The organism is Streptomyces sp. NPDC046977 (assembly GCF_040644455.1).
In the GTDB taxonomy this organism is placed as follows: Bacteria; Actinomycetota; Actinomycetes; order Streptomycetales; family Streptomycetaceae; genus Actinacidiphila.
The window spans coordinates 255,620-280,800 of record NZ_JBEYWO010000009.1 but is presented as its reverse complement, the minus strand read 5'-3'; the positions used below and the strand labels follow the sequence as shown (position 1 = coordinate 280,800).

The following is a 25,181-nucleotide window of genomic DNA, read 5'->3' as shown; positions in this document are numbered from 1 at the left end:
GCGCGCTGCGGTTCCGTGTCCATGTCCATGGGTGGTGGTGTGCGCGATCCGTGGCAGGAGGGGCGGGTCTCACTTCGGGGCGCGAGACTCAGATGGCGTGGGCCCTCAGCGTGCACACATTCGACACATACGACGAACACCGGGCGTCATCGCCTCGGTCGCGCGGCAGCGGCGGTTCGTCGTGGTCATGGGCACCAGTAAAGCAGACACCCCGACCGCGTACCAATATCCGGTCCCGGCGTCCGCCATGCGGACAGGCCCGGGGGGTGGGATCCGGCGATTCCCGCCCGTAATAGAGTCGCGCCATGCTCGACGTCCTCACGATCGTGGTCTCCGCCACGGCGCTGCTGCTGGCCGCCTGGTGCGGTTTCGCTGCCTTCCGGGACCAGCCGACCAAGGACTGGCACTTCATCGGCATGGCCGTGGTGGCCGTGCTGGGGCTGGCCCAGCTGGTGATCGGCGTGGTCAGGCTCGGCGCGGGCGACAAGCCGGTCGACGGCACGACGATCTTCGTCGCGTACCTGCTCGGCGCGGCCTGCACGATCCCGGCGGCGGGATTCATGTCGCTGACCGAGCGCACCCGCTGGGGCTCGGCGATCGTGGCCGCGGGCGGGGTCATCCTGGCCGTGCTGGAAGTACGGCTGTACGACATCTGGGGAGGCGTCAGTGCCTGAGACCGCCGGCAGGACCACCGAACAGGCGGCGCCGGACAAGGGGATCGGCCGCGGCCCGGGACGGCTGCTGCTCTCGCTGTACGGGGTCTTCACCGTCGCCGCGCTGTCCCGCGCGATCGTGCAGATCGCCCTGCAGTTCGACGAGGCGCCGCTGGCCTACCTGCTCTCCCTGCTCGCCGGGATCGTGTACGCGGTGATCACGGTGGCGCTGTGGCGGGGCGGCGAGAGCGCCCGGAAGGTGGCGCTGGTCAGCTGCGCGCTGGAGCTGATCGGTGTGCTGACCGTGGGCACGCTGACGCTGGTGGACTCCTCGGCCTTCCCCGACCAGACGGTGTGGTCGGACTACGGCATGGGCTATCTGTTCCTGCCCCTGGTCATCCCCGTCAGCGGACTGCTGTGGCTGCGCCGGGCGGCGCAGCCACAGCGGACGTCCTGATCCGCGCTCAGGCGCTGGCGGCGTAGGACTGCGCCGCCGGCTTCTCCATGTGCACCAGGCTCAGCCGGCCGCTGACCGGCTCGGCCGAACCCACCTGCGCGTAGCCCAGCTTGCGGTACAACCGCAGGTTGAACTCGCTGCGGTGACCGGTGAAGAGGCGGTAGCGCTTGGCCTGGAGGTCGGCCGCCAGCCGTTCCTCGATGGCCCGCAGCAGCCGGCCGCCGAGGCCGTGCCGCTGCATGCGGGGGTGGACGATCAGTTTGGCGATGCGGGCGGTGCCGTCGTCGTCCACCGCGCCGCGGACCGAACCGACCACCTCCTCGCCGAGCCTGGCCACCAGGACCGTGCCCTGCGTGAGCTCCTCGCGCAGCGCGTCGAGGGTCTGCGTCAACGGTTCGATGCCGTAGTCGCCGTAAAGCTCCGCCTCGCTCTGATAGCACAGGTATTGCAGTTTGAGGATCTTCTCGGCGTCGTCGCCCATCGCGGTAGAGATGGTCACGCTCATGCCCATGTGCGCTGGCCTCCCCTTCGAGTCGCCCGGGCGCCTGAGGGGTGAGGGGGCGCCCAGGACGTTGCCCTGACTGGTACCGGAACACGGCGCGGCCGCGCACAAGCGCCCTGTCGCCGAGTGTTTACGGTGCATTACCCCGTCGTACGGGAGATGCAACCCCGGTTGCGAGGATCGTACGCAGACAACTCAGGCAGCGGGAACGCAGCGGGCCCAGACTGCCCTGTGAGATTCCCAACTCCCGGGAGATTTCCCGGTAAGTGAGGTCGGAACGGGAGATCAGGGCCGATACCAGCTCAGGACAGCGCCCCGGCAGCCGGCCCGCGGCGGCCAGCAGGAAACGGCGCCGCTCGGCGGCGAGCACCTGCTGCTCCGCGGTGGGCGCCTGCGCGGCGGCGTGCCCGCCCAGTGCGGCGGGAGCCAGCGGGGTCTCGTGGCGGGCGTGCCGCCCGGCGAGCCGGGCCTCGGCGCGCACCGCGCGGCGCAGCCACCCCGCGGGGTCGGCGGGCGGTTCCGGCAGCTCCAGCAGCCGCAGCCACACGGACTGTTCGAGGTCGGCGGCCTCGACGGCGCCGGGTACGGACTCGGCCGCCGCCTCGGCGGCGAGCAGGGGCCGGATGCGGGTCAGTTCGTCGGGGCGTACGGATGCGCTCATGCCTCGCGGGACACCCGTGCCGCGCCGGGCGGTTGCCCCCTGGCGGGGGAACCACCCGTGCGCGGCAGTGGCGTCACGCCTTGTTGACGAAGGCCGCGCGGGCGAGCAGCGCGGTGTCGCAGTTGTCGGAGAAGATGCCGTCGATGCCCTGCTCGAAGTAGAGCTGGAAGGCGCCGAAGGCGTCGCCGTAGGCGTTCGGGTCGGTGCCGACGCGGTAGGCGGCCGGCAGGAAGGCGTTCTCGTTGCGCATCGTGTAGGGGTGCAGGATCAGCCCGGCCTTGTGGGCGTCGCGCACCAGCGTGGTCGGCGTGCCGAGGTTGCCGGCCGCGTCACGCGGGATGATCAGGTTGACCGTGGGGCCGATGCCCTGCGCGAAGCCGGCGATCCACTTGAGGCCGGCCGGGGTGACCAGGTCCGCGACGGTACGCGGGTCGCCCGCCGCCACGAGGTCGTACGGGCGGGTGGTGGCCGCGTCCAGCAGGAAGACCTTGGGGTTGCGCAGGCCGAGCGCGCCGAGCCGCTGGAGGCTGGTGGGCTCGAAGGACTGCAGGAACAGCGGGGAGTTGCGCTGGTCGCGGCCGTAGCGGCGGAGCAGCTTGGCCACCCGCTCCTCCAGGCCGAGGCCGATGCCGCGGAAGTAGGTGGGGTGCTTGGTCTCGACGTGCAGCCACACCGCCTTGTCGCGCTTGCGGCCCTGGTCGTCGGCCCAGCGCAGCACCTCTTCGAAGGTGGGGATCTCCCAGTGGCCGTCGTAGAGGGTGTTGTGCTGGCGCTGTGCGGGCAGCCGCTCGACGGCGCGCAGCGTCTTCAGCTCGGCGAGGGTGAAGTCCTCGGTGAACCAGCCGGTCGTGGCGACGCCGTCGATGGTCTTGGTGGTCCTGCGGGAGGCGAACTCCGGGTGCTTGGCGACGTCCGTGGTGCCGCCGATCTCCGGCTCGTGACGGCAGACCAGGTGACCGTCCTTGGTGGGGACGAGGTCCTGCTCGATCACGTCGGCACCGAGGTCCAGCGCGAGCTGGTACGAGCCGAAGGTGTGCTCGGGGCGGTAGCCGCTGGCGCCGCGGTGACCGACGACGGTCGGCACGGGAAGGGCTCTCACCGGTCCGTGCGGGCCGTCGTGCGACGAACCGTGCGAGGACTCGCGCCCGTTCGCCGCCGCGCCCCCCGCCGTGCCGAGGACGGAGGCGCCGGCCCCGAACGCGGCCGCCGCTCCGATCAGTGCCCGGCGGCCGGGACCCCGGCCCTGGTCCTGGCCCTGCTGCTCGTGCGTCATGTGCGCTCCCTCGAATCGGCCGAACATCTGTCCGGACCCTGTCAAGCGACGCGCGCATCGTAGGCGGCCGGCCGTTGCAGCCGGGCGGCCGCCGTCGGAACACGGCGGTAACGCGGATCAACAATGCGTGCCAGTCGTGTGAACCCGGTGTGCGTGTCGTGGTGCCGCGGAAGTATCGTCCTCGACGGGGGAGGCGCACACTGGTGAGCGAGACCCTGCGCAGAGTCCCGCCGGACCTCTGCCGACCACGACCGGAGGACCCGTTGTTCCGCATCATCCTCAAGGCGCTGCTCGGAGTACTGATGCGCGTACTGTTCCGCCCGAGGGTCGAGGGCATGGAGCACATCCCGGGCGAGGGCCCGGTCATCCTCGCCGGCAACCACGTCACCTTCATCGACTCGATGTTCCTGTCCCTGGTCGTCAAGCGGCAGGTGTTCTTCATCGGCAAGGACGAGTACGTCACCACCCCCGGCCTCAAGGGCCGCCTCATGGCGGCCTTCTTCACCTCCGTGGGCATGATCCCGGTGGACCGCGACGGCGGCCACGGCGGTGTCGCCGCCCTGATGACCGGCCATCGCATCCTCACCGAGGGCAAGGTCTTCGGCATCTACCCGGAGGGCACCCGCTCCCCCGACGGCCGCCTCTACCGCGGCCGCACCGGCGTGTCCCGGCTGGCCCTCATGACCGGGGCGCCCGTCGTCCCGTTCGCCATGGTCGGCACCGACCGCATCCAGCCCGGCGGCGCCGGCATGCCGCGCGTGCACCGCTTCACGGTCCGCTTCGGCACGGCCCTGGAGTTCTCCCGCTACGAGGGCATGGACCGCGACCGCTACGTGCTGCGCGCCGTCACCGACGAGGTGATGAGCCACGTCATGCGGCTCGGCGGCCAGGAGTACGTCGACGTCTACGCCACCAAGGCGAAGGCGGCCAAGGCCGCCGACCACGCGACGGCGGCGTGACCTTCGGTCTCAGAGTCTGGGCATCCGGCCGACCGGGCCACTGCCGGTCGGCACCCGGGCGGAGGTCAGCACCACCACGCCGCGCGGGCCCCGGGAGATCTGCCCGATGCTCGCCGTCAGGTCGGCTTCCATCCCGCCGGGCAGTTTCAGCCGGATCAGTACCGGCAGCAGGAAGCCGACGGCGATGAGGCCGGCCAGCACGGGGGTCAGCGTCGTCAGCATCACCGCGGTGACGTGGTGCTTCCACAGGAAGTCCACCCAGGCCGCGCCAAGGACCGCCGTCGCCACGAAGACCAGTACCGCGCTGCTGACGCGGCTCCCCCGTGCCGCCCTCGTGTCCTCCTCCAGCAGGCGCAGCGCCCGCCCGGCGTCCTGGTGCGCCGGGTCGAGGCGGCGGCAGCGCGTCAGGAAGCGCTGGGCGCGGCGCCGGTGGAGCAGTGTCAGCCGGACGTCGGCTGTCTCGGTGCCCAGGCGCTGTTCCACGACGCCGGCCACGAAATGGGGTTCGGGCTCCTTCTCGGCCAGCCGGATCGCGGTGCGGGCCTCCTGGGCCGCGTCGCGGTAGTGGTCGGCGCTCTGCTCGGCGTCACCCGCCTGGACCAGCAGCCGCGCCAGCGCGAGCCGCAACTGCCACTCCGGCTGGTCCCGAACCCCCGGTCGGCCCAGCACGCGCCGTAGCTCCTCCTCGGCGGCGCCCAGGTCTCCCGCGCCCTCCGCCAACGCCACGGCGAGCCCAAGGGCCGCGCTCCCGCTGTCCTCGTCGACGGCGACGGCCCGCCGGAACTCGCTCGCCGCCTCAGCCATCGTGGCATCGCCCTCCTTGTCCCGCGCTCTGCGCAGGGCAAGGCTTCCGAGCTCGACGTGGGCCTGCACGTCGTACCAGTCCAGCTCGACGGCCCGGCGCAGCACGGTCCCGGCCTCCTCGTACCGGCCGAGCTGCACGTACAGGGCCCCCAGGTCGGTGTGGCAGCGCCCGTACGGGTCCAGTTCCACGGCGCGGGAGAAGTGACGCTCGGCGGCGGCCATGGCACCGCGACGGTGCGCGATCAGCCCGAGGCAGGTGTGGGCGCCCGCATTGCGGGGGTCCTCGCGGCTGACGGCACGGCAGTGGTCGGCGGCCTCGATGAGACGGCCGTCCGCCTCGGGACTCCCGGGGGCGAGCCCGGCCAGTCGCACCAGCGACCACGCGCGGCCCACGCGGAAGTCGTGGTCGTGCGGCCACTCGCGCAGGATCTCGTCGAAGTCCTCCGCCGCGTCCAGCGGACGCTGGTCCATCAGGGCCACCCATCCGATGGCGGCACGGGCCTCGGCCCGTTCGAGCGGACCGGCCGCGGTCGCCAGCACGTCCTTCAGGACCCGCCCGGCCCCGGTCAGGTCCGCGCGTTCCGCGTGCACCGCGGCCAGCTCGAACCCGATCGACGTCAGGTGGGGCCGGCCCCGGGTGAACTCCTCGATGGCCCGCTCCGCCTCGTCGAGGCTGCCGCAGTCGCGCAGCGTGTCGGCCCGCTGCTCGTGGGCGGCCACGCTGTACGGATCGTCCACCAGGGCGCGTTCGCACTGGGCCAGCGCCTCGTCGAACCGGTGCTGCTCACGGAGCACGGAGGCGAGGCGGCAGCGCACGGACACCGCGTCCGGCACCCTGCCGAGGAGGGCCTGCGCCGTCTGTACGGCCTCCTCGAAGCGGCCCGTCCCGACCAGGGTGTCGACCATCAGACGGCAGGCCCACTCATGCTCCGGTACGAGTTGCAGGGCCCGGCGGAGGTGGGGCAGTGCCTCCTCACGGCGGTGCGTGGCGGCGAGCACGTACGCGGTCGCGACATGCCCGGAGGCGATCTCGGGGTGAAGGCTGCGCGCCCTGCGGGCCGTGGCCTCCGCCTCGATCCACCGCCGCATCGCGCACAGGACCTCCACCCGGAAGGTCAGGGTGCGGACGCGGTCGGGCCGCAGGGCCAGGGCGCGGTCGACGCTCTCCAGGCACTCCTCGTCCCGGTCCCGGTCGCGAAGGCAGTACGCGAGGTCCATGTGGGCGTTGACCGATCCCGGGTCGCGGTCGATGCGGCCGCGCAGCAGCTCCTCCGCCTCGTCCCAGCGCCGCGAACGGCGCAGGAGCCACGCGAGCAACTGGGTGCTGTCCCAGGCGCCGCCGGTGAGTTCCGTCGCGCGCCGGGCGAACGGGATGCCGTCGAGGGGCCGTTCCATCGCCGAGTACAGCCATCCCACGGCTTCCAGCACCTCCGGGTCGTCGGGCCGGAGCGCGGCGGCGTGCTCGGCGGCGCCCTCGGCCTCGTCCCAGCGCCCCAGGCTCTGCAGCACCGCCAGCCTGCCGAGCAGGGCGCCACAATGGTCCGGCTCGCGCAGCAGCGCCTCCTCGTACGCCTCGCACTCCTCGGCGGGGCGGTCCTGCTCGCCGAAGCACCGGGCGAGCAGGCAAGGCCCCACCGCGGAACGGGGCCACGCCGCGGCGGCCCGGCGCGCGGCGGCCTCGGCCGCGGGCCGGTCGCCGCGAGCCGAGTGCGCCGCGACGAGCAGTTCCAGTGCCTCCGGGTCGTCCGGATGCAGGCCGAGACACTCCTCGGCGGCGGCCAGGGTCCCTTCGTGGTCGTCCCTTCCCAGGGCCACCCACGCGCGCCGAACCGCCAGGGAGCCGGCCGGCACCCCCCGGCGGGCGGCCTCCTCCAGTGCGGAGGAGGCCTCGTCCCACCGCTCCGCCCTCCGCAGGATGTCGGCGAGCGCCAGATGCGCCTCCTCGGAACGGGGGTCGAGCGTGAGGGCGCCGCGCATCGCGGCCACCGCGTCGTCGACGCGTTCCGCGGCGAACAGGACGTGGGCCAGCGTCTCATGGGCTTCCGCGTCCTCGGCGTCGGCCTCGACGCGGACGCGTGCGGCGGCTGTCGCCTCGGCGAGGCGGCCGAGCCTCTCCAGCGACCTGACGCGCATCCGGGCGGCGGTCCGGTGGCCCGGGTCCACCCGCAGCGCGGCCTCGAAGTCCTCCAGCGCGCGGGCGTAGAACCCTCGCACAAAGGCGAGGGCACCCCGCTGCTCCAGGATCAGGGACTCCAGTCGACCTTCCGGGTCGCCCTCCCGGAGTGAGGCGATCAGGCGTTCCGCCTCCTCCCACCGGTGCGTGGTGCGCAGCACGGCCAGGGTGCTCTCCACCAGCGAGGTGTCGCCGGGGGCGAGTTCCCTGGCGCGCTCGAGTGCGGCGAGGGCCTCTTCGTGCCGGGCCGCCTCGTACAGCGCGCCGGCGAGGGTGCCCAGCGCCTCCGGGCTCGAGGGGCGCAGCCGCACGCCGTGTTCGGCGACCGCGACGGCCTCGTCCACGGCGCCGGTCCTCCTGAGCACATCGGCACGGAGGCGCAGCGCCCAGTCGGAGCAGGGGTCGAGTGCCAGCGCCTGCCCGGTGAGGGCGAGGGCGCGGCCGAATGCCCCGTCGGCCCGCTCGGCGGTGGCCAGTTCGAGCCTGACGCCGGACGAGTACCGGCACGCCTCCACCCCCCGCCGCCCCGTGGCAACCGCTTCCGCCCCATCGCCGCGCAGTCGCTGCGCCTCCGCCTTGTGCTCCCATGCGGACGCCCAGCGCGGTTCGATCGCGAGCGCCCGGTCGCAGGCCTCGATCGCCTCGTCCCACCGTGCGAGGTCGATCAGGACCGTGGCGTGCTCGACGTGCGCGTCGGGCCGGCGGCCATAGCGGCGGACCAGGCGCTCGGCCGCCTCCGCGGCGGCCTGGTGGGCGCCGCGGCCGCTCTCGTACCGGATCTGCGCCGTCAGCACGGCGATGTGGTCGCGGTCGAGGGAGCGGGCGGAGGTCAGCTTGGCCTGGGCGAGGCCGGTCGCGTCCTGGCTCGCCGCGATCCGCACCGCCGCGCAACGGATCTCGACGGGGTCGGCCGGACCGTCCTCGGCGTCCTCCAGGCCCCGGAGCGCCGCCGCCGTGTCACCCTGCTCGACGCGGGTCCAGGCGGCCCCGATCCAGCCCTCCGCATGACGCGGCCCGACGACCGTGGCCCGCTCGAATGCCGCCAGCGCCTCGTCCCAGCGGCATTCGGCGTGGTGCACCCAGCCCAGCGCCGTGTGGACGTCCACTGCCTCCGGGAGCCGTGCCGCGGCCGCCGTGCCCTCGGCCAGGGCCTCGTCACGGCGGCCCATACGGTCGAGGGCCGCCACACGCCACCCGGAGGCCGCTCCGCAGGCCGGGTCGTGGGTGAGGGCGAGCGCGAACTCATCCAGGGCGGCCTGGTGTTCGTACTGCCGCAGTCGCAACCTGCCCCGTGCGACGTGCAGTCGGGCCCGCTCCGGGCCGTCGGCCGCGCGGGCGAGTGCGGCGCCGATGAGCGCCTCGGTCTCGTCGTAGCGGCAGTCGAGGGTGTACTCCCTCAGGACTGCCAGGACGTCGGTGTCCTGGCCGGGCCGTGCGTCCGTGCTCATGGCGCTCCCTCCCCCGTCGAGTACCGGAAGCATACGGACGACTCGCCGCCGCCGAACCGGCGTTGCCGCCAACGCGGCTCAGCCGCGCACCGCCCCCGCGAGCCGCTGCCCCCGCAGCAACCCCCACGCGGCCCCCGCCGCGACCAGCAGGACGCCGCCGCCCACGGCGGAAGCCGTCCGCAGGCCGTCGGTGAACGCGGCGGGCGCCGCCGAGGCCGGGCCGCCGGCGATGCCGGTGACGATCGAGCCGAGCAGGGCGATGCCGAGGGCCGCGCCGAGTTCGTAGGCCGTCTCCGAGACGCCGGAGGCCGCACCGGCCTGCGCCGGCGGGACGCTGGAGAGGATGACGTCGGCGGTGACGGTGTACGAGAGTCCCGCCCCGGCCCCCGTCACGAGCAGGACGCAGCCGAGGAAGAGGAAGCCCGAGCCGGGCCGCAGGGCCAGCAGGGCGACCAGGGCGAGCCCGGTGGCGCCCAGGCCGCCGGTGACGGCGGCCCGCACCGACCAGCGCCGGGCGACGGCCCCCGCGACGAGGCCGGTGCCCGCGGCACCCAGCGTGGCGGGCAGCTCGAACAGGCCCGCCTGGAGCGGGGAGCGGCCCTGGACCTCCTGGAGGAACTGGGACAGGAAGAAGACGATCCCGGCGAGCCCGAGCACGGTGAGCAGGTCGGCCAGCACCGCCCCGGAGAAGCCGCGGTGCCGGAACAGCCGCATGTCCAGCAGCGGCACGGGCAGGGCGAGTTGGCGGCGTACGAAGCCGTACAGGCCCGCCGCGCCGAGCAGTCCGGCCCCGAGGGCGGCCGGTCCCGGCCCGTGGACGGCGAGCTGCTTGACGGCGTACACCACCCCGAACATGCCGAGCAGCGACAGCAGCACGCTCGCCGGGTCCCACGGTCCGCGGCCCGGATCGCGGGACTCGGGCAGCAGACGCGCGCCGACGACCAGCAGCACGGCCATCACCGGCAGGTTGATGAGGAACACCGAGCCCCACCAGAAGTGCTCCAGCAGCACGCCTCCGACGACCGGCCCGAGCGCCGCGCCGGCGGTCGAGACCGCACCCCAGACGCCGATGGCGAAGCTGCGTTCGCGCGCGTCGGGGAAGAGCGTGCGGATCAGGGCCAGGGTGGACGGCATGAGGGTGGCGCCGGCGACGCCCATGAGCGCGCGGGCGGTGATGAGCGTGCCGGGCGTTCCGGCGTACGCGGCGAGGACCGACAGCGCGCCGAAGGCGGCGGTGCCGGTGAGCAGCAGCCGCTTGCGGCCGACGCGGTCGCCGAGGCTGCCCATCGAGACCAGCAGGCCGGCGATGACGAAGGAGTAGCTGTCGCCGATCCACAGCAGCTGGGTGGAGGTGGGCCGCAGGTCCTCGGTGAGGAAGGGGATGGCGAGGCCCAGGACGGTGGCGTCGACGGCGACGAGCAGCAGGGCGAGGGTGAGCACGCCGAGCGCGAGCCAGCGGCCGGGGTGGCCGCGGTCGTCCCGGCGGAGGGTGCCGGCGGGGGCGGTGGTGGTCATGACGCGCTCCCTGTCCGGCGGCCCTCCCCCGTGCCGGGCACGCGCAGCATGCCCCCCAGCAGCAGGTCGGTGACCATGCGGGCGGAGTCGCGCCGGGCCATGCGGCCGTCCAGGACGGACCAGGCGGAGGCGGCGATGAGCGCGTACAGCGCCTCGACGAGCCAGGCGGGGGTCAGGTCGTAACGGAAGGCGCCGGTCTCCTGGCCGCGGCGGAAGAGCGCGGCGACGCGTGCGTCGATGCGGGCCCAGCCGTCGTTGATCTCGTCGAGGTCGTAGAGCTGGTTCTCGCCGTAGAGGAAGGCGAGGAAGCCGGAGACGGGCATGGCCTCGGTGATGAGCCGGCGGACGGCCTCGACGGGGTCGCCCTCCTCGATGCGGGCCGCGTCCAGGCACTCCTCGGTCTGCTCGATGCCGAGCGTGCCGAGGGCGCGTACGAGTGCGTCCCGGCCGGGGAAGTGCCGGTGCAGGGTGGCCCGGCTGATGCCGGCCGCCTTGGCGATCTCGTCCATGGACGCGGTGGCGCGGCGCGAGAGCAGCTCGGCCGTGTCGCGCAGGACCTGCTCACGGTGGAAGCTCATGAGACAAGGATAGCTGAAATGAGACATGACCGTCTCATCCGAGAGCCCGATGGAGCCCGGCAGGGGGTCCTCGCCCCTGCCGGGCTGCATGCGGTCATGAGGGGAGCGTCAGCTCTTGGCCCGCGCCCAGGCCAGCTGTACGGCCAGGTCCCGCTTGATCTCGGCGAGCTGGACGACGACCGCGGAGGGCGCCGTGCCGCCCCGGCCGTTCCTGGCCGCCAGCGCGCCGGGCACGTCGAGCACGGTCCGCACCTCGGGGGTGAGGTGGGGGGAGATCTTGGCGAACTGCTCGTCGGTCAGCTGGTCCAGCTCGATGCCCTCGGCCTCGCAGACCTTGACGCACTCACCGGCGATCTCGTGCGCCACCCGGAACGGGACGCCCTGCTTGACCAGCCACTCCGCGATGTCGGTGGCGAGCGAGAAACCGGCCGGGGCCAGCTCCTCCATGCGCCTGCGGTTGACGGTGAGCGTGGCCATCATCCCGGTGAACGCCGGGAGCAGGACCTCCAGGGTGTCGCAGGAGTCGAAGACCGGCTCCTTGTCCTCCTGCAGATCGCGGTTGTACGCGAGCGGGAGCGCCTTGAGCGTGGCCAGCAGGCCGGTCAGGTTCCCGATGAGGCGGCCGGACTTGCCGCGCGCCAGCTCGGCGATGTCCGGGTTCTTCTTCTGCGGCATGATCGACGAACCGGTCGAGAAGGCGTCGTGGAGGGTGACGAAGGAGAACTCCTTCGTGTTCCAGATGATGACCTCCTCGGCGATCCGCGACAGGTCGATGCCGATCATCGCCGTGATGAAGGCGAACTCGGCTACGAAGTCCCGCGAGGCGGTGCCGTCGATGGAGTTGGCCGCCGAGCCGTGCTCGAAGCCGAGGTCCCGCGCGACGGCCTCCGGGTCCAGGCCGAGCGAGGACCCGGCCAGGGCGCCGGAGCCGTACGGCGACACGGCCGTCCGCTCGTCCCACTGCCGCAGCCGCTCGGCGTCCCGGGACAGCGCCTGGACGTGGGCGAGGACGTGGTGGGCGAAGAGCACCGGCTGCGCGTGCTGGAGGTGCGTGCGGCCCGGCATGGCGACGTCGATGTGCGCCTCGGCGAGCGCGACCAGGGCGTGCTGGAGCTCGGCGACCAGGCCGCCGATCACACGGGCGTGGTCGCGCAGGTACATCCGGAAGAGCGTGGCGACCTGGTCGTTGCGGGAGCGGCCGGCGCGCAGCTTGCCGCCGAGGTCGGGGCCGAGCCGCTCCAGCAGGCCGCGTTCCAGGGCGGTGTGGACGTCCTCGTCGGCGATGGTGCCGGTGAAGCTGCCGTCGGCGACATCGGCCTCCAGCTGGTCGAGGCCGGCCAGCATGCGCGTCAGCTCGTCCCCGGTCAGCAGGCCCGCCGCGGTGAGCACGCGGGCGTGGGCGCGGGAGCCCGCGATGTCGTACGGCGCGAGCCGCCAGTCGAAGTGCACGGACGCCGACAACTTGGCCAGCGCCTCCGCCGGGCCGTCGGCGAAACGGCCGCCCCAGAGCCGGACGTCACCGGTGTTGCTGCTCAACTCTTCGCTCGCTTCCGTCGGTGGTGCGATGTGCGGCCGCCTCCCCGCCGTGGAACGGGCGGGGAGGCGGGCTGCTGCACCGAGGCTACTGACTAGGCCAGGTCGCGCTTGGCGGCGATCTTCGACGACATGCCGAAGATCTCGATGAAGCCCTTGGAGAGGGACTGGTCGAACGTGTCGCCGGTGTCGTACGTCGCCAGGTTGAAGTCGTACAGCGACTCGGCGGACTTGCGGCCCGTGACGACGGCGCGGCCGCCGTGCAGGGTCAACCGGATGTCGCCGGACACGTGCTGGTTGGCCTCCTCGATGAAGCCGTCCAGTGCCCGCTTGAGCGGGGAGAACCACAGGCCGTCGTAGACCAGCTCGCCCCAGCGCTGCTCGACCTGCCGCTTGTAGCGGGCGAGTTCGCGCTCGACGGTGACGTTCTCCAGCTCCTGGTGGGCGGTGATCAGCGCGATCGCGCCCGGCGCCTCGTACACCTCGCGGGACTTGATGCCGACCAGCCGGTCCTCGACCATGTCGATCCGGCCGATCCCCTGGGCGCCCGCGCGCTCGTTGAGCTGCTGGATCGCCTGGAGGACGGTGACGGGCTTGCCGTCGATCGCGACCGGGACGCCCTGCTTGAAGGTGATGACCAGCTCGTCGGCCTCGCGGGGCGTGGCCGGGTTCTGGGTGTACTCGTAGACGTCCTCGATCGGGGCGTTCCAGATGTCCTCCAGGAAGCCGGTCTCGACGGCGCGCCCGAAGACGTTCTGGTCGATCGAGTACGGGGACTTCTTGGTGGTCGCGATCGGGAGGTTCTTCTCCTCGCAGAAGGCGATGGCCTTGTCGCGGGTCATCGCGTAGTCGCGGACCGGCGCGATGCACGTGAGGTCGGGCGCGAGGGAGGAGATGCCGGCCTCGAAGCGGACCTGGTCGTTGCCCTTGCCGGTGCAGCCGTGGGCGACGACGGAGGCGCCGTGCTTCTTCGCGGCGGCCACCAGGTGCTTGACGATGGTGGGCCGCGAGAGGGCGGAGACCAGCGGGTAGCGGTCCATGTAGAGGGCGTTGGCCTTGATCGCCGGGAGGCAGTACTCGTCGGCGAACTCGTCCTTGGCGTCGGCGACCTCGGCCTCGACCGCGCCGCAGGCCAGGGCCCGCTTGCGGATCACGTCCAGGTCCTCGCCGCCCTGGCCGACGTCCACGGCCACGGCGATGACCTCGGCGCCGGTCTCCTCGGCGATCCAGCCGATGGCGACGGAGGTGTCCAGTCCGCCCGAGTAGGCGAGTACGACGCGCTCGGTCACGGGTCTCTCCTTTGGTGCGCGAGGTCGAGTGCGTATGGCGGGGCGTGATGATGCATACGCTGTTGGGTATAAGTATGCACTCCCTCGTATGTTTCGTCAATCACCCACGTCCCCGCAGGTCACCGCCCCGAAGGCGCGGGGAACTGCGCGGGCAACCACCCGCGAACCCGCACCCGACCCCGCAGTCCCACGCAGGCACGCCCGGGGCCGCGGTTCCCGGGAACCGCGGCCCCGGGATCGCGCCCGAAGGGGCGCGGGGAACTGCGCGAGCAACCACCCACCAACCCGCACCCGACCACGCAACGCAGCCACCCCCGCCCGCGCGGACGGCGCCGCCCCGGCCACGCGGCCACGGGCCCCAAAGAACCGCGGCGCGCCGTCGCACCGCCAAGGGGCGCGGGGAACTGCGCGGGCAACCACCCACGAACCCGCACCCGACCCCGCAGGCCCGCCCAGGCCCACACAGACCGCGCTTAGCACACTCCTCCCCCGCCCGTCAGGCGAAGCCCCGCTTTGAGTCACGTCGAACTGCCGCCCGTATCCCCCCGCATGGCGGCCACGAGCACGATGATCCACAACAGCAGGGCGGGCAGACGGCAGGCCATGCGCCGGATCCGTCCCCGCCGCTCCCCCGCGGTGCCCCTGCTCCTGCTGGCCTGGGCGGGTGCCGCCGGGGTCGTCTGGCTGTGGTGGGGCAACACCCCCTACGTCCGGCCGGTGACGGCGGACCGGCTGATCGCGGCCGGCCGGATCACCGGCCTGCTCGGCGGCTACATGATCTCCCTGGTCGTCCTGCAGATGGCCAGGGTCCCGGCCCTGGAACGGCGGGTCGGCTCCGACCGGGTCGCCCGCTGGCACGCGATGACCGGACGCTACGCGATCTCCCTGGTCGTGGCGCACGTCGTGCTCATCCTGTGGGGCTACTCCGCGCAGTCCGGGCAGCCGATCACCCGGCAGACCGCGAGCGTCGTCCTGGACTACCCCGAGATGATCAAGGCGACCGCCGGGACCGTGCTGCTCCTGGTCATCGGCTTCGTCTCGGCCGGTGCGCTTCGCCGCAGGATGCGCTACGAGACCTGGTACTACATCCACCTGCTCACCTATGCCGCCGTCTACCTGACGTTCTGGCACCAGCTCGCCACCGGTGCGGAGTTCGCGGGCGACGCGACGGCCCGCGCCGTCTGGTACGTCCTCTACGGCACCGTCACCGCCCTGGTGCTGTGGTACCGGGTGCTGGTGCCCGTACGGCTCAACCTCAAGCACCGCATGCGGGTCGAGGAGACCGTGGAGGAGGCGCCCGGTGTGGTGTCGGTGCTGATCAAGGGGCGGCGGCTGCACCGGCTGGGGGCGGAGCCCGGCCAGTTCTTCCGCTGGCGCTTCCTCGCCGAGGGGCTGCGGTGGAGCTCCAACCCGTACTCGCTGTCCGCGCCGCCCCGGCCCGACCTGCTGCGTATCACCGTCAAGGCGGCCGGCGGGCACAGCTCGGCGCTGGCCGGGCTGCGGCCCGGCACCCGTGTGTGGGCGGAGGGGCCGTACGGCGCGATGACGGCCTCGCGGCGCCGCGGCGGCAAGGTGCTGCTGCTGGCGGGCGGCGCGGGCATCACCCCGCTGCGGGCGCTGTTCGAGACGCTGCCGGCCGCGCCCGGCGACCTCACGCTGCTCTACCGCGCGCGCAGGAAGCAGGACCTGGCGCTGTGGGCCGAGTTGCAGGAGATCGCCGCCGATCGCGGCGCCCGTCTGGTCTACGCGGTCAACGGCCCCGGCGGGGCGCGCCCGGAGATCACCGCGGAGGCGCTGCGCCGGATGCTGCCCGACATCGAGGAGCACGACGTCTTCCTGTGCGGGCCGCCCGGGCTCGCCGAGGAGTCCTATGCGGCGCTGCGGGAGGCCGGGGTGCCCGAACGCCGCATCCACCACGAGTCCTTCGAGCTATGAGGTGCCCGTGAAGAAGAAGCATCCGCTGCGCCGGATCGTCCTGACCGGTGCCACGACCGTCTCCGCCATTGTGCTGCTGCTGGCACTGAAGCCGACGACCGCGCCCTTCGCCGCCCAGGCGGGGGCCCGGCCGCCGCAGCAGCAGCCGCCGGTGTCGGCGGAGCCCTCCGCGGCCGGCGGCGATCCGTCGGTGCCGGTGCCGTCCGCACCGGCGGGCCGGTCACCGGACAGGTCCGCGACGCCCGCACGGCCCGCGGCACCCGCGGCACCCGCCGCGCGGACGGTCACCGGGGACGTGGCGCAGACCAGTTACGGTCCGGTGCAGGTCAGCATCACGGTGGCGGGCGGGCGGATCACCGCCGCGAGTGCCGTGCAGGCTCCGAGCGGCACCCCGATGAGCGAGCAGCTGACCGCCTCCGCGATCCCGCGGCTCAACCAGGCGGCGGTCACCGCGCAGAGCGCCGCCATCGACACCGTCTCCGGCGCCTCCTTCACCAGCCAGGGTTACCAGCAGTCCCTGCAGAGCGCGCTGGACAAGGCCGGTGTCTGACGGTGTCCGACAACCCTCCTCGACTGCGCCACGTCGAACACTGCATGGGGACGGTGTTCTCCTTCGACGTCCGCGGTGCCCGTGACCCGCGGGTGCGGGCGGCCCTGGAGGCCGCGGTCGCCGGGCTCCACGAAGCCGACGCGCTGTTCTCCACCTACCGCCCCGACAGCGAGATCAGCCGGCTCGGCCGCGGCGAACTCGGCCCCGAGGACTGCTCCCCCGAGGTGCGGGAGGTGCTGCGGCGGTGCGCGGAGGCCGAACGCACGACCGGCGGCTGGTTCACGCTCCGCTACGCCGGGCCGGACGCCGCGCCGGACCCCACCGGCCTGGTGAAGGGCTGGGCGGTGGAACGCGCCGCGCGCGCCGTCGCCGCCGCCGGCGCGGAGTCGGTGTGCGTCAACGGGGGCGGGGACGTCCAGCTCACCGGCGGCCCGTGGCGGGTCGGCATCGCCGACCCGCTGCGGCCGGGCGGACTCGCGACCGTCGTGGAGAGCGCGGACGGCGAACTCGCCGTCGCCACCTCCGGTCCCGCGGAACGCGGCTGCCACATCCTCGACCCGCACACCGGCGCGCCGCCCGCGGACTCGCTCGCCTCGCTCACCGTGGTCTGCCGCGGGCTCACCGAGGCGGACGTGCTGGCCACCGCCGGGTACGCCATGGGCCCGGCCGCGCGCGAGTGGCTGGAAGAGCTCCCCGGCACGGAGGCGTTCGCGGTGGAGAACGACGGCACCACCTGGCAGACCCGGGGATTCGGGGGTCTCACCGCGCAGTTGAGCGCTTGACGATCAGCGGTTCCCGGTGGCAAGAATGCGTCCATGGATCTGCATCTGAGCGACAAGGTCGTGCTGGTCACCGGAGGGTCCGACGGACTCGGCGCGGCCCTCGTCCGGCGGCTGGCCGCCGAGGGCGCCAGGGTGGCGCTGTGCGGCCGCGACGCCGAGCGCATCGAGCACCTGGTCAAGGACCTGGGCGCCGCCGGGGCGGACGTCCTCGGCGTGCCCGCCGACGTGACGCGCGTGGAGGACCTCGAGCGCTTCGTCTCCGCCGCCGACGGCCGCTGGGGGCGCATCGACGCCGTCGTCAACAACGCCGGCCGCAGCGCGGCGGGATTCTTCGAGCGCCAGGACGACTCGGTGTGGGAGGAGGACCTGGACCTCAAGCTGCACGCCGCGGTCCGGCTGACCCGGCTGGCGCTGCCGCACCTGCGTGCCGCCGGCGGCGGCAGCGTGGTCAACACCCTGGCCGTCTCCGCCAAGGCACCGGGCGCGGGCAGCACTCCCACCTCGGTGTCCCGGGCCGCGGGCCTGGCGCTCACCAAGGCGCTGTCCAAGGAGCTCGGCCCCGACAACATCCGTGTCAACGCCGTGCTCGTCGGCCTCGTCGAGAGCGGGCAGTGGGACCGCCAGGCCGCCGAGCGCGGCATCACCGTGGAGGAGCTCTACGCCACGATGGGCCGCGAGTCGGGCATCCCGCTCGGCCGCGTGGGACGCGCCGCGGAGTTCGCGGACCTGGTGGCATTCCTGCTGTCGGACCGCGCCGGCTACGTGACGGGAACCGGCATCAACCTCGACGGCGGCCTCAGCCCCGTCGTCTGACGCATCGACAGGCCGTCGTACGGCGCCGGACTCACCGCTCGGCGCCGCCCCCGGCCAGGCGGAGCAGGTGATCGGCGACCGCCCGGCCGCCGAGCGCGGCATCACCGTGGAGGAGCTCTACACCACGATGGGCCGCGAGTCGGGCATCCCGCTCGGCCGCGCAGGACGCGCCGCGGAGTTCATTCCTGCTGTCGGACCGCGCCGGCCACATGCCGAGGACCGGCATCAACCTCGACGGCGGCCTCAGCCCCGTCGTCTGACGCGTCGACAGGCCGTCGTACGGCGCCGGGCTCACCGCTCGGCGCCGCCCCCGGCCAGGCGGAGCAGGTGATCGGCGACCGCCTGCCCGCCGGACGGGTCGCGGCTGATCAGCATGACGGTGTCGTCGCCCGCGATGGTGCCGAGGATGTCGTACACCTCGGCCTGGTCGATGGCCGAGGCGAAGAACTGCGCCGCGCCCGGGGGCGTGCGCACGACGACGAGATTGGCCGAGGCCTCGGCGGAGATGAGCAGTTCACCGGCCAGGCGGCGCATGCGCTCCTCCTTCACCGACTCGCCCAGCGGGGCCTGCGGCGTGCGGAAACCGCCCTCGCTCGGCACCGCGTAGATCAACTCACCGTTGTTGGTGCGGATCTTGACGGCGCCGAGCTCGTCGAGGTCCCGGGAGAGCGTCGCCTGGGTGACGGTCAGCCCGTCGTCGGCGAGCAGCTTGGCGAGCTGGCTCTGCGACCGCACCGGCTGCCGGTTGAGGATGTCCACGATCCGCCGGTGGCGTGCCATCCGGGTCTGCGGTACGGCCGCGGCTGCGCCGGCCTGCTGCTGCGCCTCGCTCATCGTCGTGTCATTCTCCGGCTCGCGATCCCTCGTGTTGGGCCTGAACGGCGTCCAGGACCCCCGGCAGCGCCCGGAGGAAGGCCGCCACCTCCGCGTCACCGAGGATGAGCGGCGGGGCGAGCCGCACCGTGTCGGGTACGGCGGCGTTCACCAGGAGTCCGGCGTCCTGAGCCGCCTTCTGCACCTGGGCGGCGAGCGGCTCGGTGAGCACGATACCCAGCAGCAGGCCCGCACCGCGCACCTGCGCGACCAGCGGGTGCCCCAGCGCCTCGATCCCCTGCCGCAGCTTCTCGCCCTGGCGCTTGGTGTTCTCCAGGATGCCGTCCGCGGCAATGGTGTCGAGGACGGCCAGCGCGGCGGCGCAGGCGACCGGGTTGCCGCCGAAGGTGGTGCCGTGCTGACCGGGCGTCAGCAGGTCCGCGGCGGGGCCGAAGGCGAGGACCGCGCCGATGGGCAGCCCGCCGCCGAGTCCCTTGGCGAGGGTGACGACATCGGGCTCGACGCCCTGGGCCTGGTGCTCGAACCAGTGGCCGGTGCGGCCGATGCCGGTCTGCACCTCGTCCAGGACGAGCAGGGCCCCGGCGGCCCGGGTGATCTCGCGGGCCGCGGCAAGGTACCCGGCCGGGGGCACGACGACGCCGTTCTCGCCCTGGATCGGCTCCAGTACCACCAGGGCGGTGTCCTGCGTGACGGCGGCGCGCAGCGCCTCGGTGTCCCCGAACGGCACGTGCGTCACGTCGCCCGGCAGCGGGTGGAACGCCTCCTGCTTCTTGGGCTGCCCGGTGAGCGCGAGGGCGCCCATGGTGCGCCCGTGGAAGCCGCCCTCGGTGGCCACCATGTGCGTACGGCCCGTCATGCGGCCGATCTTGAAGGCGGCCTCGACGGCCTCGGTGCCGGAGTTGCAGAACAGCACCCGACCGGGCCGGCCGGACAGCTGCAGCAGCCGCTCGGCGAGGGCGACGGTGGGCTCGGCGACGAAGAAGTTCGAGACGTGGCCGAGGGTGGCGATCTGCTCGGAGACGGCGCGCACGACGGCGGGGTGCGCGGTGCCGAGCGCGTTGACGGCGATGCCGCCGAGGAAGTCCAGGTACGCGTTGCCGTCGGCGTCCCAGAAGGTGGCGCCCTCGCCGCGGACCAGCGGCAGCCGTGGTGTGCCGTAGTTGTCCATCAGGGAGCCCTGCCAGCGCTCGGTGAGCGCCGCGTTGCCCTGGTTGCCCTGGTGGCCCTGCTTGCTCCGGTCTCCGGTCCCGGTCATACCCGTCCCCCTTGGTTCACAGTTCCGTTGGCAGTGCGGTGCGCGGCGTCGGGCACCACCATGGTGCCGATGCCCTCGTCGGTGAAGATCTCCAGCAGGATCGAGTGCTGGACGCGCCCGTCGATGACCCGGGCGGTGTTCACGCCGTTGCGCACGGCGTGCAGGCAGCCCTCCATCTTGGGGACCATGCCGCTGGACAGCTCGGGCAGCAGCTTCTCCAGCTCGCTCGCGGTGAGCCGGCTGATGACCTCGTCGCTGTTCGGCCAGTCCTCGTACAGCCCCTCGACGTCGGTGAGCACCATCAGGGTCTCCGCGCCGAGCGCGGCCGCGAGCGCCGCGGCGGCGGTGTCGGCGTTGACGTTGTAGACCCCGGCCCCGTCGCCGGCGTCGGCGCTGCGGGCGATGGAGGAGACGACCGGGATGCGGCCGTCGTCGAGCAGGGCCTCGATGGCGCCGGTGTCGATCGCGGTGATCTGGCCGACCCGCCCGATGTCGACGGCCTCGCCGTCGACGACCGGACGGTGCCGGGTGGCGCTGATGGTGTGCGCGTCCTCGCCGGTCATGCCGACCGCGAGGGGGCCGTGCTGGTTGAGGAGGTTGACCAGCTCGCGCTGCACCTGCCCCGCCAGCACCATGCGCACGACGTCCATGGCCTCGGGCGTGGTGACCCGCAGCCCCGCCTTGAACTCGCTGACCAGACCCTGCTTGTCCAGTTGCGCGCTGATCTGCGGGCCGCCGCCGTGCACGACCACGGGTTTGAGCCCGGCGTGCCGCAGGAAGACGACGTCCTGCGCGAACGCGGCCTTCAGCTCCTCGTCGACCATGGCGTTGCCGCCGAACTTGACGACGACCGTCTTGCCGTGGTGCCGGGTCAGCCAGGGCAGTGCCTCGATGAGGATCTGCGCCTTGGGCAGGGCGGTGTGCTTGCGGGCGCTCATGAGCTGTAGGCGCTGTTCTCGTGGACGTACTCGGCGGTGAGGTCGTTGGTCCAGATCGTCGCGGACTGATCGCCCGCGGCGAGGTCCGCCGTGATCTGCACCTCGCGGTAGCGCATGTCGACCAGGTCGCGGTCCTCGCCGACGGAGCCGGCCTTGCAGACCCAGACCCCGTTGATGGCCACGTTCAGCCGGTCGGGCTCGAAGGCGGCGGAGGTCGTCCCGATCGCCGAGAGCACCCGGCCCCAGTTGGGGTCCTCGCCGTGGATGGCGCACTTGAGGAGGTTGTTGCGGGCGATGGAACGGCCCACCTCCACCGCGTCGTCCTCGGTCGCGGCGTTCACGACGTCGATCCTGATGTCCTTGGAGGCGCCCTCGGCGTCGCGGATGAGCTGGCGGGCCAGGTCGGCGCAGACCTTCTCGACGCCGGCGGCGAAGTCCTCGTACCCGGGGACGACGCCCGAGGCGCCGGAGGCCAGCAGCAGCACGGTGTCGTTGGTCGACATGCAGCCGTCGGAGTCGGCGCGGTCGAAGGTGGTGCGGGTGGCGGCGCGCAGTGCCTTGTCCAGCGTGGCGGAGTCCAGGTCGGCGTCGGTGGTGATCACGACCAGCATGGTGGCGAGGCCGGGGGCGAGCATGCCGGCGCCCTTCGCCATGCCGCCGACGCTCCAGCCGTCGCCGTCGTGGACGGCGGTCTTGTGGACGGTGTCGGTGGTCTTGATGGCGATGGCGGCCTTCTCGCCGCCGTGCGGGGACAGGGCCGCGGCGGCCTCGTCCACGCCCGGCAGCAGCCGGTCCATGGGCAGCCGCACACCGATGAGGCCCGTGGAGCAGACCGCGACCTCGCCCGCACTGTGGCCGAGGGCGGCGGCGGCGCGTTCGGCGGTGGCGTGGGTGTCCTGGAAGCCCAGCGGGCCCGTACAGGCGTTGGCGCCACCGGAGTTGAGGACGACGGCGGAGACCCGGCCGCCGCGCAGCACCTGCTCGGACCACAGGACGGGGGCGGCCTTGACGCGGTTGGACGTGAAGACGCCGGCCGCGGCGAGGCGCGGACCGCGGTTGACCACCAGGGCCAGGTCCGGGTTCCCGTTCTCCTTTATCCCGGCGGCGATGCCCGCCGCCGTGAATCCCTGCGCTGCCGTGACGCTCACGCTGTGGTCTCCTTCTTCGCTTCCGCGGTGGCCCACCCGGTGGGGGCGGACTTCGTGATGGTGGCTTCGTGCGGCGCGGCGGCCGGGCGCGTCGTACCGGCGCCGGAAACCGTGTCGCAGGGCGCGGCCCGGGTCAGCAGCACGGCGACGGCGCGGCGCGCGCGGGTGGCGGGGCTGAGCGTCGTCGGGCTCACGGGGCGACTCCGGCGGTGCTCAGGCCCGTCTCCTCCGGCAGGCCGAGGGCGATGTTCATGCTCTGCACGGCGCCGCCCGCGGTGCCCTTGGTGAGGTTGTCGATGGCGCTGATCGCGATGATCCGGCCGGCCGCCTCGTCGAGGGCGACCTGCAGCACCGCGGCGTTGGAGCCGACGACCGACGCGGTGGCGGGCCACTGGCCCTCCGGCAGCAGGTGCACGAAGGGCTCGTCCGCGAGCGCCTTCTCGTACGCGGCGCGCACGGCGGACGCGGTCGCCCCGGGCCGGGCCGCGGCCGTGCACGTGGCGAGGATGCCGCGCGGCATGGGCGCGAGGGTCGGGGTGAAGGAGACCGAGACGCGCTCACCGGCGGCCGCCGTCAGGTTCTGGACGATCTCCGGGGTGTGCCGGTGGCCGCCGCCGACGCCGTACGGGGTCATGCTGCCCATGACCTCGCTGCCGAGCAGGTGCGGCTTGGCCGCCTTGCCCGCGCCCGAGGTGCCGGAGGCGGCGACGACCACGGCCTCCGGCTCGGCCAGGCCGGCCGCGTACGCCGGGAAGAGCGCGAGGGAGACGGCGGTCGGGTAGCAGCCGGGCACCGCGATACGGCGGGTCCCGGTGAGCGCGGTGCGGGCGCCGGGCAGCTCGGGCAGGCCGTACGGCCAGGTCCCGGCGTGCGGGGTGCCGTAGAAGCGTTCCCAGTCGGCGGGGTCGGCGAGCCGGAAGTCGGCGCCGCAGTCCACGATCAGCGCGGTGTCGCCGAGCCGCTCCGCGACGGCGGCCGACTGGCCGTGCGGCAGGGCGAGGAAGACCACGTCGTGCCCGGCCAGCGCCTCGGGCGCGGTGGGCTCCAGGACGCGGTCCGCGAGCGGCAGCAGGTGCGGCTGCAGGCCGCCGAGGCGCTGCCCGGCGCTGGAGTTCGCGGTGAGCGTGCCGATCTCGATCTCGGGGTGGTTGAGTAGCAGGCGCAGGATCTCCCCGCCCGCGTAGCCGCTCGCGCCCGCCACCGCTGCCCGATACACCATGGACCCTCCTCCTCGATGGCATGACTATACGGCCGCCGGAACTTTTATGCAAAGCCCTGTGCGATCCCGCCGGTCACGCCGTCCGTTCCGCGCACCGTGCCGGGAGTCCGCTGCGGACAGGCGGCATCGACCCGACCTCCATGGAAACGCGACGTGATGATGAGGGGCGGGCGCCGCCGGGCGACAGTCCCCCGGTCCGGCATGTGCCCCGCGACGCCGGTCCATTGACAGACCGCTTGCCGCGCCGGAAACTCGGTGGCCAAAAGTTCAATGAACGATGGTTCACTGGGCGAACAACGCCGTTCGCCGCAGACAAGGGGCTGCCATGACCATCACCCGCGAACTGCTGATCGGCGGCAAGGACGTCCCGGCCGCCTCCGGACGCACGGCCGAGGACATCGACCCGTACACCGGCGAGGTCTGGGCGACCGTCGCGGCCGGGGGCCCCGAGGACATCCGGCGGGCGGTGGACGCGGCGCACGGCGCGTTCCCCGAATGGGCGGCGCTCAGCCCCGTGGAGCGGCGCAGGATCTTCCTCACCGCCGCCGACCTGCTGGAAGGCCGCGCCGAGCAGGCCGCCGAGATCATGGCCCACGAGGCGGGCGCGACCCGCCCCTGGGCCTACTTCAACGTGGGACTCGCCGCCGGGATCCTGCGCGAGGCCGCCGCCGCGACCACCGCCCCGCGCGGCGAGGTGCTCAGCGCGCAGGAGGAGGGCGTGCTCGGCCTGGCGGTGCGCGAGCCGCTCGGCGTCGTCGCCGCCTTCGCGCCCTGGAACGCGCCGCTCATCCTCGGTGTGCGCGCGGTCGCGGCGCCCCTCGCGGCGGGCAACACCGTCGTCGTCAAGCCCAGCGAGGACGCGCCCGTGGCGTGCGGGCTGTTCGTCGCGGACCTGCTGCGCGAGGCGGGACTGCCCGACGGGGTGCTCAACGTCGTCACCAACGCCCGCGAGGACGCGGCCGGGGTCGCCGAGGCACTCGTCGCCGACCCGCGGGTCCGCGCCGTCAACTTCACCGGTTCCACCGAGGTCGGCCGGATCGTCGGCACCCTCGCCGCCCGCCACCTCAAGCCCGTCCTCCTCGAACTCGGCGGCAAGAACTCCGTGGTCGTCCTGGAGGACGCGGACGTGGACCACGCCGTCGACGCCGCCGTCTTCGGGGTCTTCCTGAACGCCGGGCAGATCTGCATGTCCGCCGACCGCCTGCTGGTCCACGACAGCCTCGTCGAGGAGTTCACGGCCAAGTTCACCGCGAAGGTCGCCTCGCTGCCCGCGGGCGACCCCACCCATCCGCACACCGTCGTCGGGCCGCTGGTCAGCGAGGCCTCGGCACGGCGGGTCGCCGCCCTGGTCGCGGACGCCGTCGGCAAGGGCGCCACGCTGCTCACCGGCGGCGGCGCGCCGGACGGCGCGCTCCACCCCGCGACGGTGCTCTCCGGCGTCCCCAGGGAGGCCGAGCTCTACCACGCCGAGGCCTTCGGGCCGCTCGTCACCATTGCCGCCTTCCCGGACGACGACACCGCCGTCGCCCTGGCCAACGACACCGAGCACGGGCTGACGGCGGGCATCATCACCGAGAACGCCACCCGCGGCCTGGCCGTCGCCCGCCGCCTGCGCACGGGCATCGTCCACGTCAACGACCAGACGGTCGCCGACGAGCCGCAGGCGCCCTTCGGCGGCGTCCAGGCCAGCGGCCACGGCCGGTTCGGGGGACGCTGGGGCATCGAGGCGTTCTCCCAGACCCGCTGGCTGACCGTCGCCACCCAGCAGGCCCGCTACCCCTTCTGAGGCGTCCGGGGCTCCCCGCGCGCAGCGGGTGCGGACCCGGCCGCCGACCCTAGACTGGAGAGGCCAAGCCGTGGAC

At 73.4% G+C, this 25,181-nt stretch carries 22 protein-coding genes; 8 read left to right on the top strand and 14 right to left on the bottom strand.

Features of this window, described 5'->3' with window-relative positions; translation table 11 throughout:
- The first annotated feature begins 305 nt into the window (after positions 1-305).
- Positions 306-674, top strand: a complete 369-nt coding sequence (locus tag ABZ883_RS16905) for a hypothetical protein (protein ID WP_360906451.1) — start codon at positions 306-308, stop codon at positions 672-674.
- Entirely contained in the window at positions 667-1,110 is a 444-nt protein-coding gene (locus ABZ883_RS16900) for a hypothetical protein (RefSeq protein ID WP_360906449.1), read from the top strand. The genes ABZ883_RS16905 and ABZ883_RS16900 overlap by 8 nt, the downstream gene beginning before the upstream one ends.
- A gap of 7 nt (positions 1,111-1,117) precedes the next feature.
- Here the strand turns inward: ABZ883_RS16900 and ABZ883_RS16895 are convergent, their stop codons facing one another.
- From ABZ883_RS16895 to ABZ883_RS16885, 3 genes are all read right to left on the bottom strand, one after another.
- On the bottom strand, positions 1,118-1,621 hold the full coding sequence (locus ABZ883_RS16895; protein ID WP_360906447.1) for a GNAT family N-acetyltransferase: 504 nt from the start codon (positions 1,619-1,621) through the stop codon (positions 1,118-1,120).
- A gap of 121 nt (positions 1,622-1,742) precedes the next feature.
- Positions 1,743-2,273, bottom strand: a complete 531-nt coding sequence (locus ABZ883_RS16890) for a sigma-70 family RNA polymerase sigma factor (RefSeq protein ID WP_360906445.1) — start codon at positions 2,271-2,273, stop codon at positions 1,743-1,745.
- Positions 2,274-2,346: 73 nt separating this feature from the next.
- Entirely contained in the window at positions 2,347-3,546 is a 1,200-nt protein-coding gene (locus tag ABZ883_RS16885; RefSeq protein WP_360906442.1) for a glycerophosphodiester phosphodiesterase, read from the bottom strand.
- A gap of 263 nt (positions 3,547-3,809) precedes the next feature.
- Here ABZ883_RS16885 and ABZ883_RS16880 point away from each other — a divergent pair, with 263 nt between their 5' ends.
- Positions 3,810-4,505 (top strand): lysophospholipid acyltransferase family protein, encoded by a 696-nt coding sequence (locus tag ABZ883_RS16880; RefSeq protein ID WP_360906440.1) that lies wholly within the window; start codon positions 3,810-3,812, stop codon positions 4,503-4,505.
- Positions 4,506-4,514: 9 nt separating this feature from the next.
- Here the strand turns inward: ABZ883_RS16880 and ABZ883_RS16875 are convergent, their stop codons facing one another.
- From ABZ883_RS16875 to ABZ883_RS16855, 5 genes are all read right to left on the bottom strand, one after another.
- Positions 4,515-8,930 carry a tetratricopeptide repeat protein gene (locus ABZ883_RS16875; protein ID WP_360906438.1) on the bottom strand — a complete coding sequence of 1,472 codons (4,416 nt, stop codon included), beginning with the start codon at positions 8,928-8,930 and terminating at the stop codon, positions 4,515-4,517.
- Between the two features lie 78 nt (positions 8,931-9,008).
- Positions 9,009-10,445: an MFS transporter gene (locus tag ABZ883_RS16870; RefSeq protein WP_360906436.1), complete on the bottom strand. Its 1,437-nt coding sequence runs from the start codon at positions 10,443-10,445 to the stop codon at positions 9,009-9,011.
- Positions 10,442-11,023 (bottom strand): TetR/AcrR family transcriptional regulator, encoded by a 582-nt coding sequence (locus ABZ883_RS16865; RefSeq protein ID WP_360906434.1) that lies wholly within the window; start codon positions 11,021-11,023, stop codon positions 10,442-10,444. Before ABZ883_RS16865 ends, ABZ883_RS16870 begins: the two co-directional genes overlap by 4 nt.
- A gap of 108 nt (positions 11,024-11,131) precedes the next feature.
- Positions 11,132-12,559: an argininosuccinate lyase gene (argH, locus tag ABZ883_RS16860; protein WP_360906432.1), complete on the bottom strand. Its 1,428-nt coding sequence runs from the start codon at positions 12,557-12,559 to the stop codon at positions 11,132-11,134.
- Positions 12,560-12,651: 92 nt separating this feature from the next.
- Positions 12,652-13,845 carry an argininosuccinate synthase gene (locus tag ABZ883_RS16855; RefSeq protein ID WP_360906430.1) on the bottom strand — a complete coding sequence of 398 codons (1,194 nt, stop codon included), beginning with the start codon at positions 13,843-13,845 and terminating at the stop codon, positions 12,652-12,654.
- Positions 13,846-14,394: 549 nt separating this feature from the next.
- Between ABZ883_RS16855 and ABZ883_RS16850 the strand changes: the two genes are divergently transcribed.
- Genes ABZ883_RS16850 through ABZ883_RS16835 form a run of 4 tightly spaced genes read left to right on the top strand, consistent with a single transcriptional unit; the run spans position 14,395 to position 17,925 of the window.
- Positions 14,395-15,780: a ferredoxin reductase family protein gene (locus tag ABZ883_RS16850; RefSeq protein ID WP_360906428.1), complete on the top strand. Its 1,386-nt coding sequence runs from the start codon at positions 14,395-14,397 to the stop codon at positions 15,778-15,780.
- A 7-nt stretch (positions 15,781-15,787) separates the two neighbouring features.
- Entirely contained in the window at positions 15,788-16,330 is a 543-nt protein-coding gene (locus tag ABZ883_RS16845; RefSeq protein ID WP_360906426.1) for an FMN-binding protein, read from the top strand.
- Positions 16,331-16,374: 44 nt separating this feature from the next.
- Positions 16,375-17,112 (top strand): FAD:protein FMN transferase, encoded by a 738-nt coding sequence (locus ABZ883_RS16840; protein ID WP_360906510.1) that lies wholly within the window; start codon positions 16,375-16,377, stop codon positions 17,110-17,112.
- Between the two features lie 33 nt (positions 17,113-17,145).
- Entirely contained in the window at positions 17,146-17,925 is a 780-nt protein-coding gene (locus tag ABZ883_RS16835; RefSeq protein WP_360906424.1) for an SDR family oxidoreductase, read from the top strand.
- 291 nt (positions 17,926-18,216) lie between these two features.
- Here ABZ883_RS16835 and ABZ883_RS16830 read toward each other — a convergent pair whose 3' ends face one another.
- From ABZ883_RS16830 to argC, 6 genes are read right to left on the bottom strand one after another with little or no spacing between them, the layout of a single operon-like run.
- Positions 18,217-18,759, bottom strand: a complete 543-nt coding sequence (locus ABZ883_RS16830; RefSeq protein WP_360906422.1) for an arginine repressor — start codon at positions 18,757-18,759, stop codon at positions 18,217-18,219.
- A 7-nt stretch (positions 18,760-18,766) separates the two neighbouring features.
- Positions 18,767-20,014 (bottom strand): acetylornithine transaminase, encoded by a 1,248-nt coding sequence (locus ABZ883_RS16825; RefSeq protein ID WP_360906420.1) that lies wholly within the window; start codon positions 20,012-20,014, stop codon positions 18,767-18,769.
- Positions 20,011-20,952 carry an acetylglutamate kinase gene (gene argB / locus ABZ883_RS16820; protein ID WP_360906418.1) on the bottom strand — a complete coding sequence of 314 codons (942 nt, stop codon included), beginning with the start codon at positions 20,950-20,952 and terminating at the stop codon, positions 20,011-20,013. The genes ABZ883_RS16825 and argB overlap by 4 nt, the downstream gene beginning before the upstream one ends.
- Complete coding sequence (gene argJ / locus ABZ883_RS16815) at positions 20,949-22,100, bottom strand: bifunctional glutamate N-acetyltransferase/amino-acid acetyltransferase ArgJ (protein WP_360906416.1); 1,152 nt, start codon at positions 22,098-22,100, stop codon at positions 20,949-20,951. The genes argB and argJ overlap by 4 nt, the downstream gene beginning before the upstream one ends.
- Positions 22,097-22,294, bottom strand: a complete 198-nt coding sequence (locus ABZ883_RS16810) for a hypothetical protein (RefSeq protein ID WP_360906414.1) — start codon at positions 22,292-22,294, stop codon at positions 22,097-22,099. Before ABZ883_RS16810 ends, argJ begins: the two co-directional genes overlap by 4 nt.
- Positions 22,291-23,319: an N-acetyl-gamma-glutamyl-phosphate reductase gene (gene argC, locus ABZ883_RS16805; RefSeq protein ID WP_360906412.1), complete on the bottom strand. Its 1,029-nt coding sequence runs from the start codon at positions 23,317-23,319 to the stop codon at positions 22,291-22,293. Before argC ends, ABZ883_RS16810 begins: the two co-directional genes overlap by 4 nt.
- A gap of 325 nt (positions 23,320-23,644) precedes the next feature.
- Here argC and ABZ883_RS16800 point away from each other — a divergent pair, with 325 nt between their 5' ends.
- Positions 23,645-25,105, top strand: coding sequence for an aldehyde dehydrogenase family protein (locus ABZ883_RS16800; RefSeq protein ID WP_360906410.1), 1,461 nt, complete (start codon positions 23,645-23,647; stop codon positions 25,103-25,105).
- Positions 25,106-25,181: the final 76 nt, after the last annotated feature.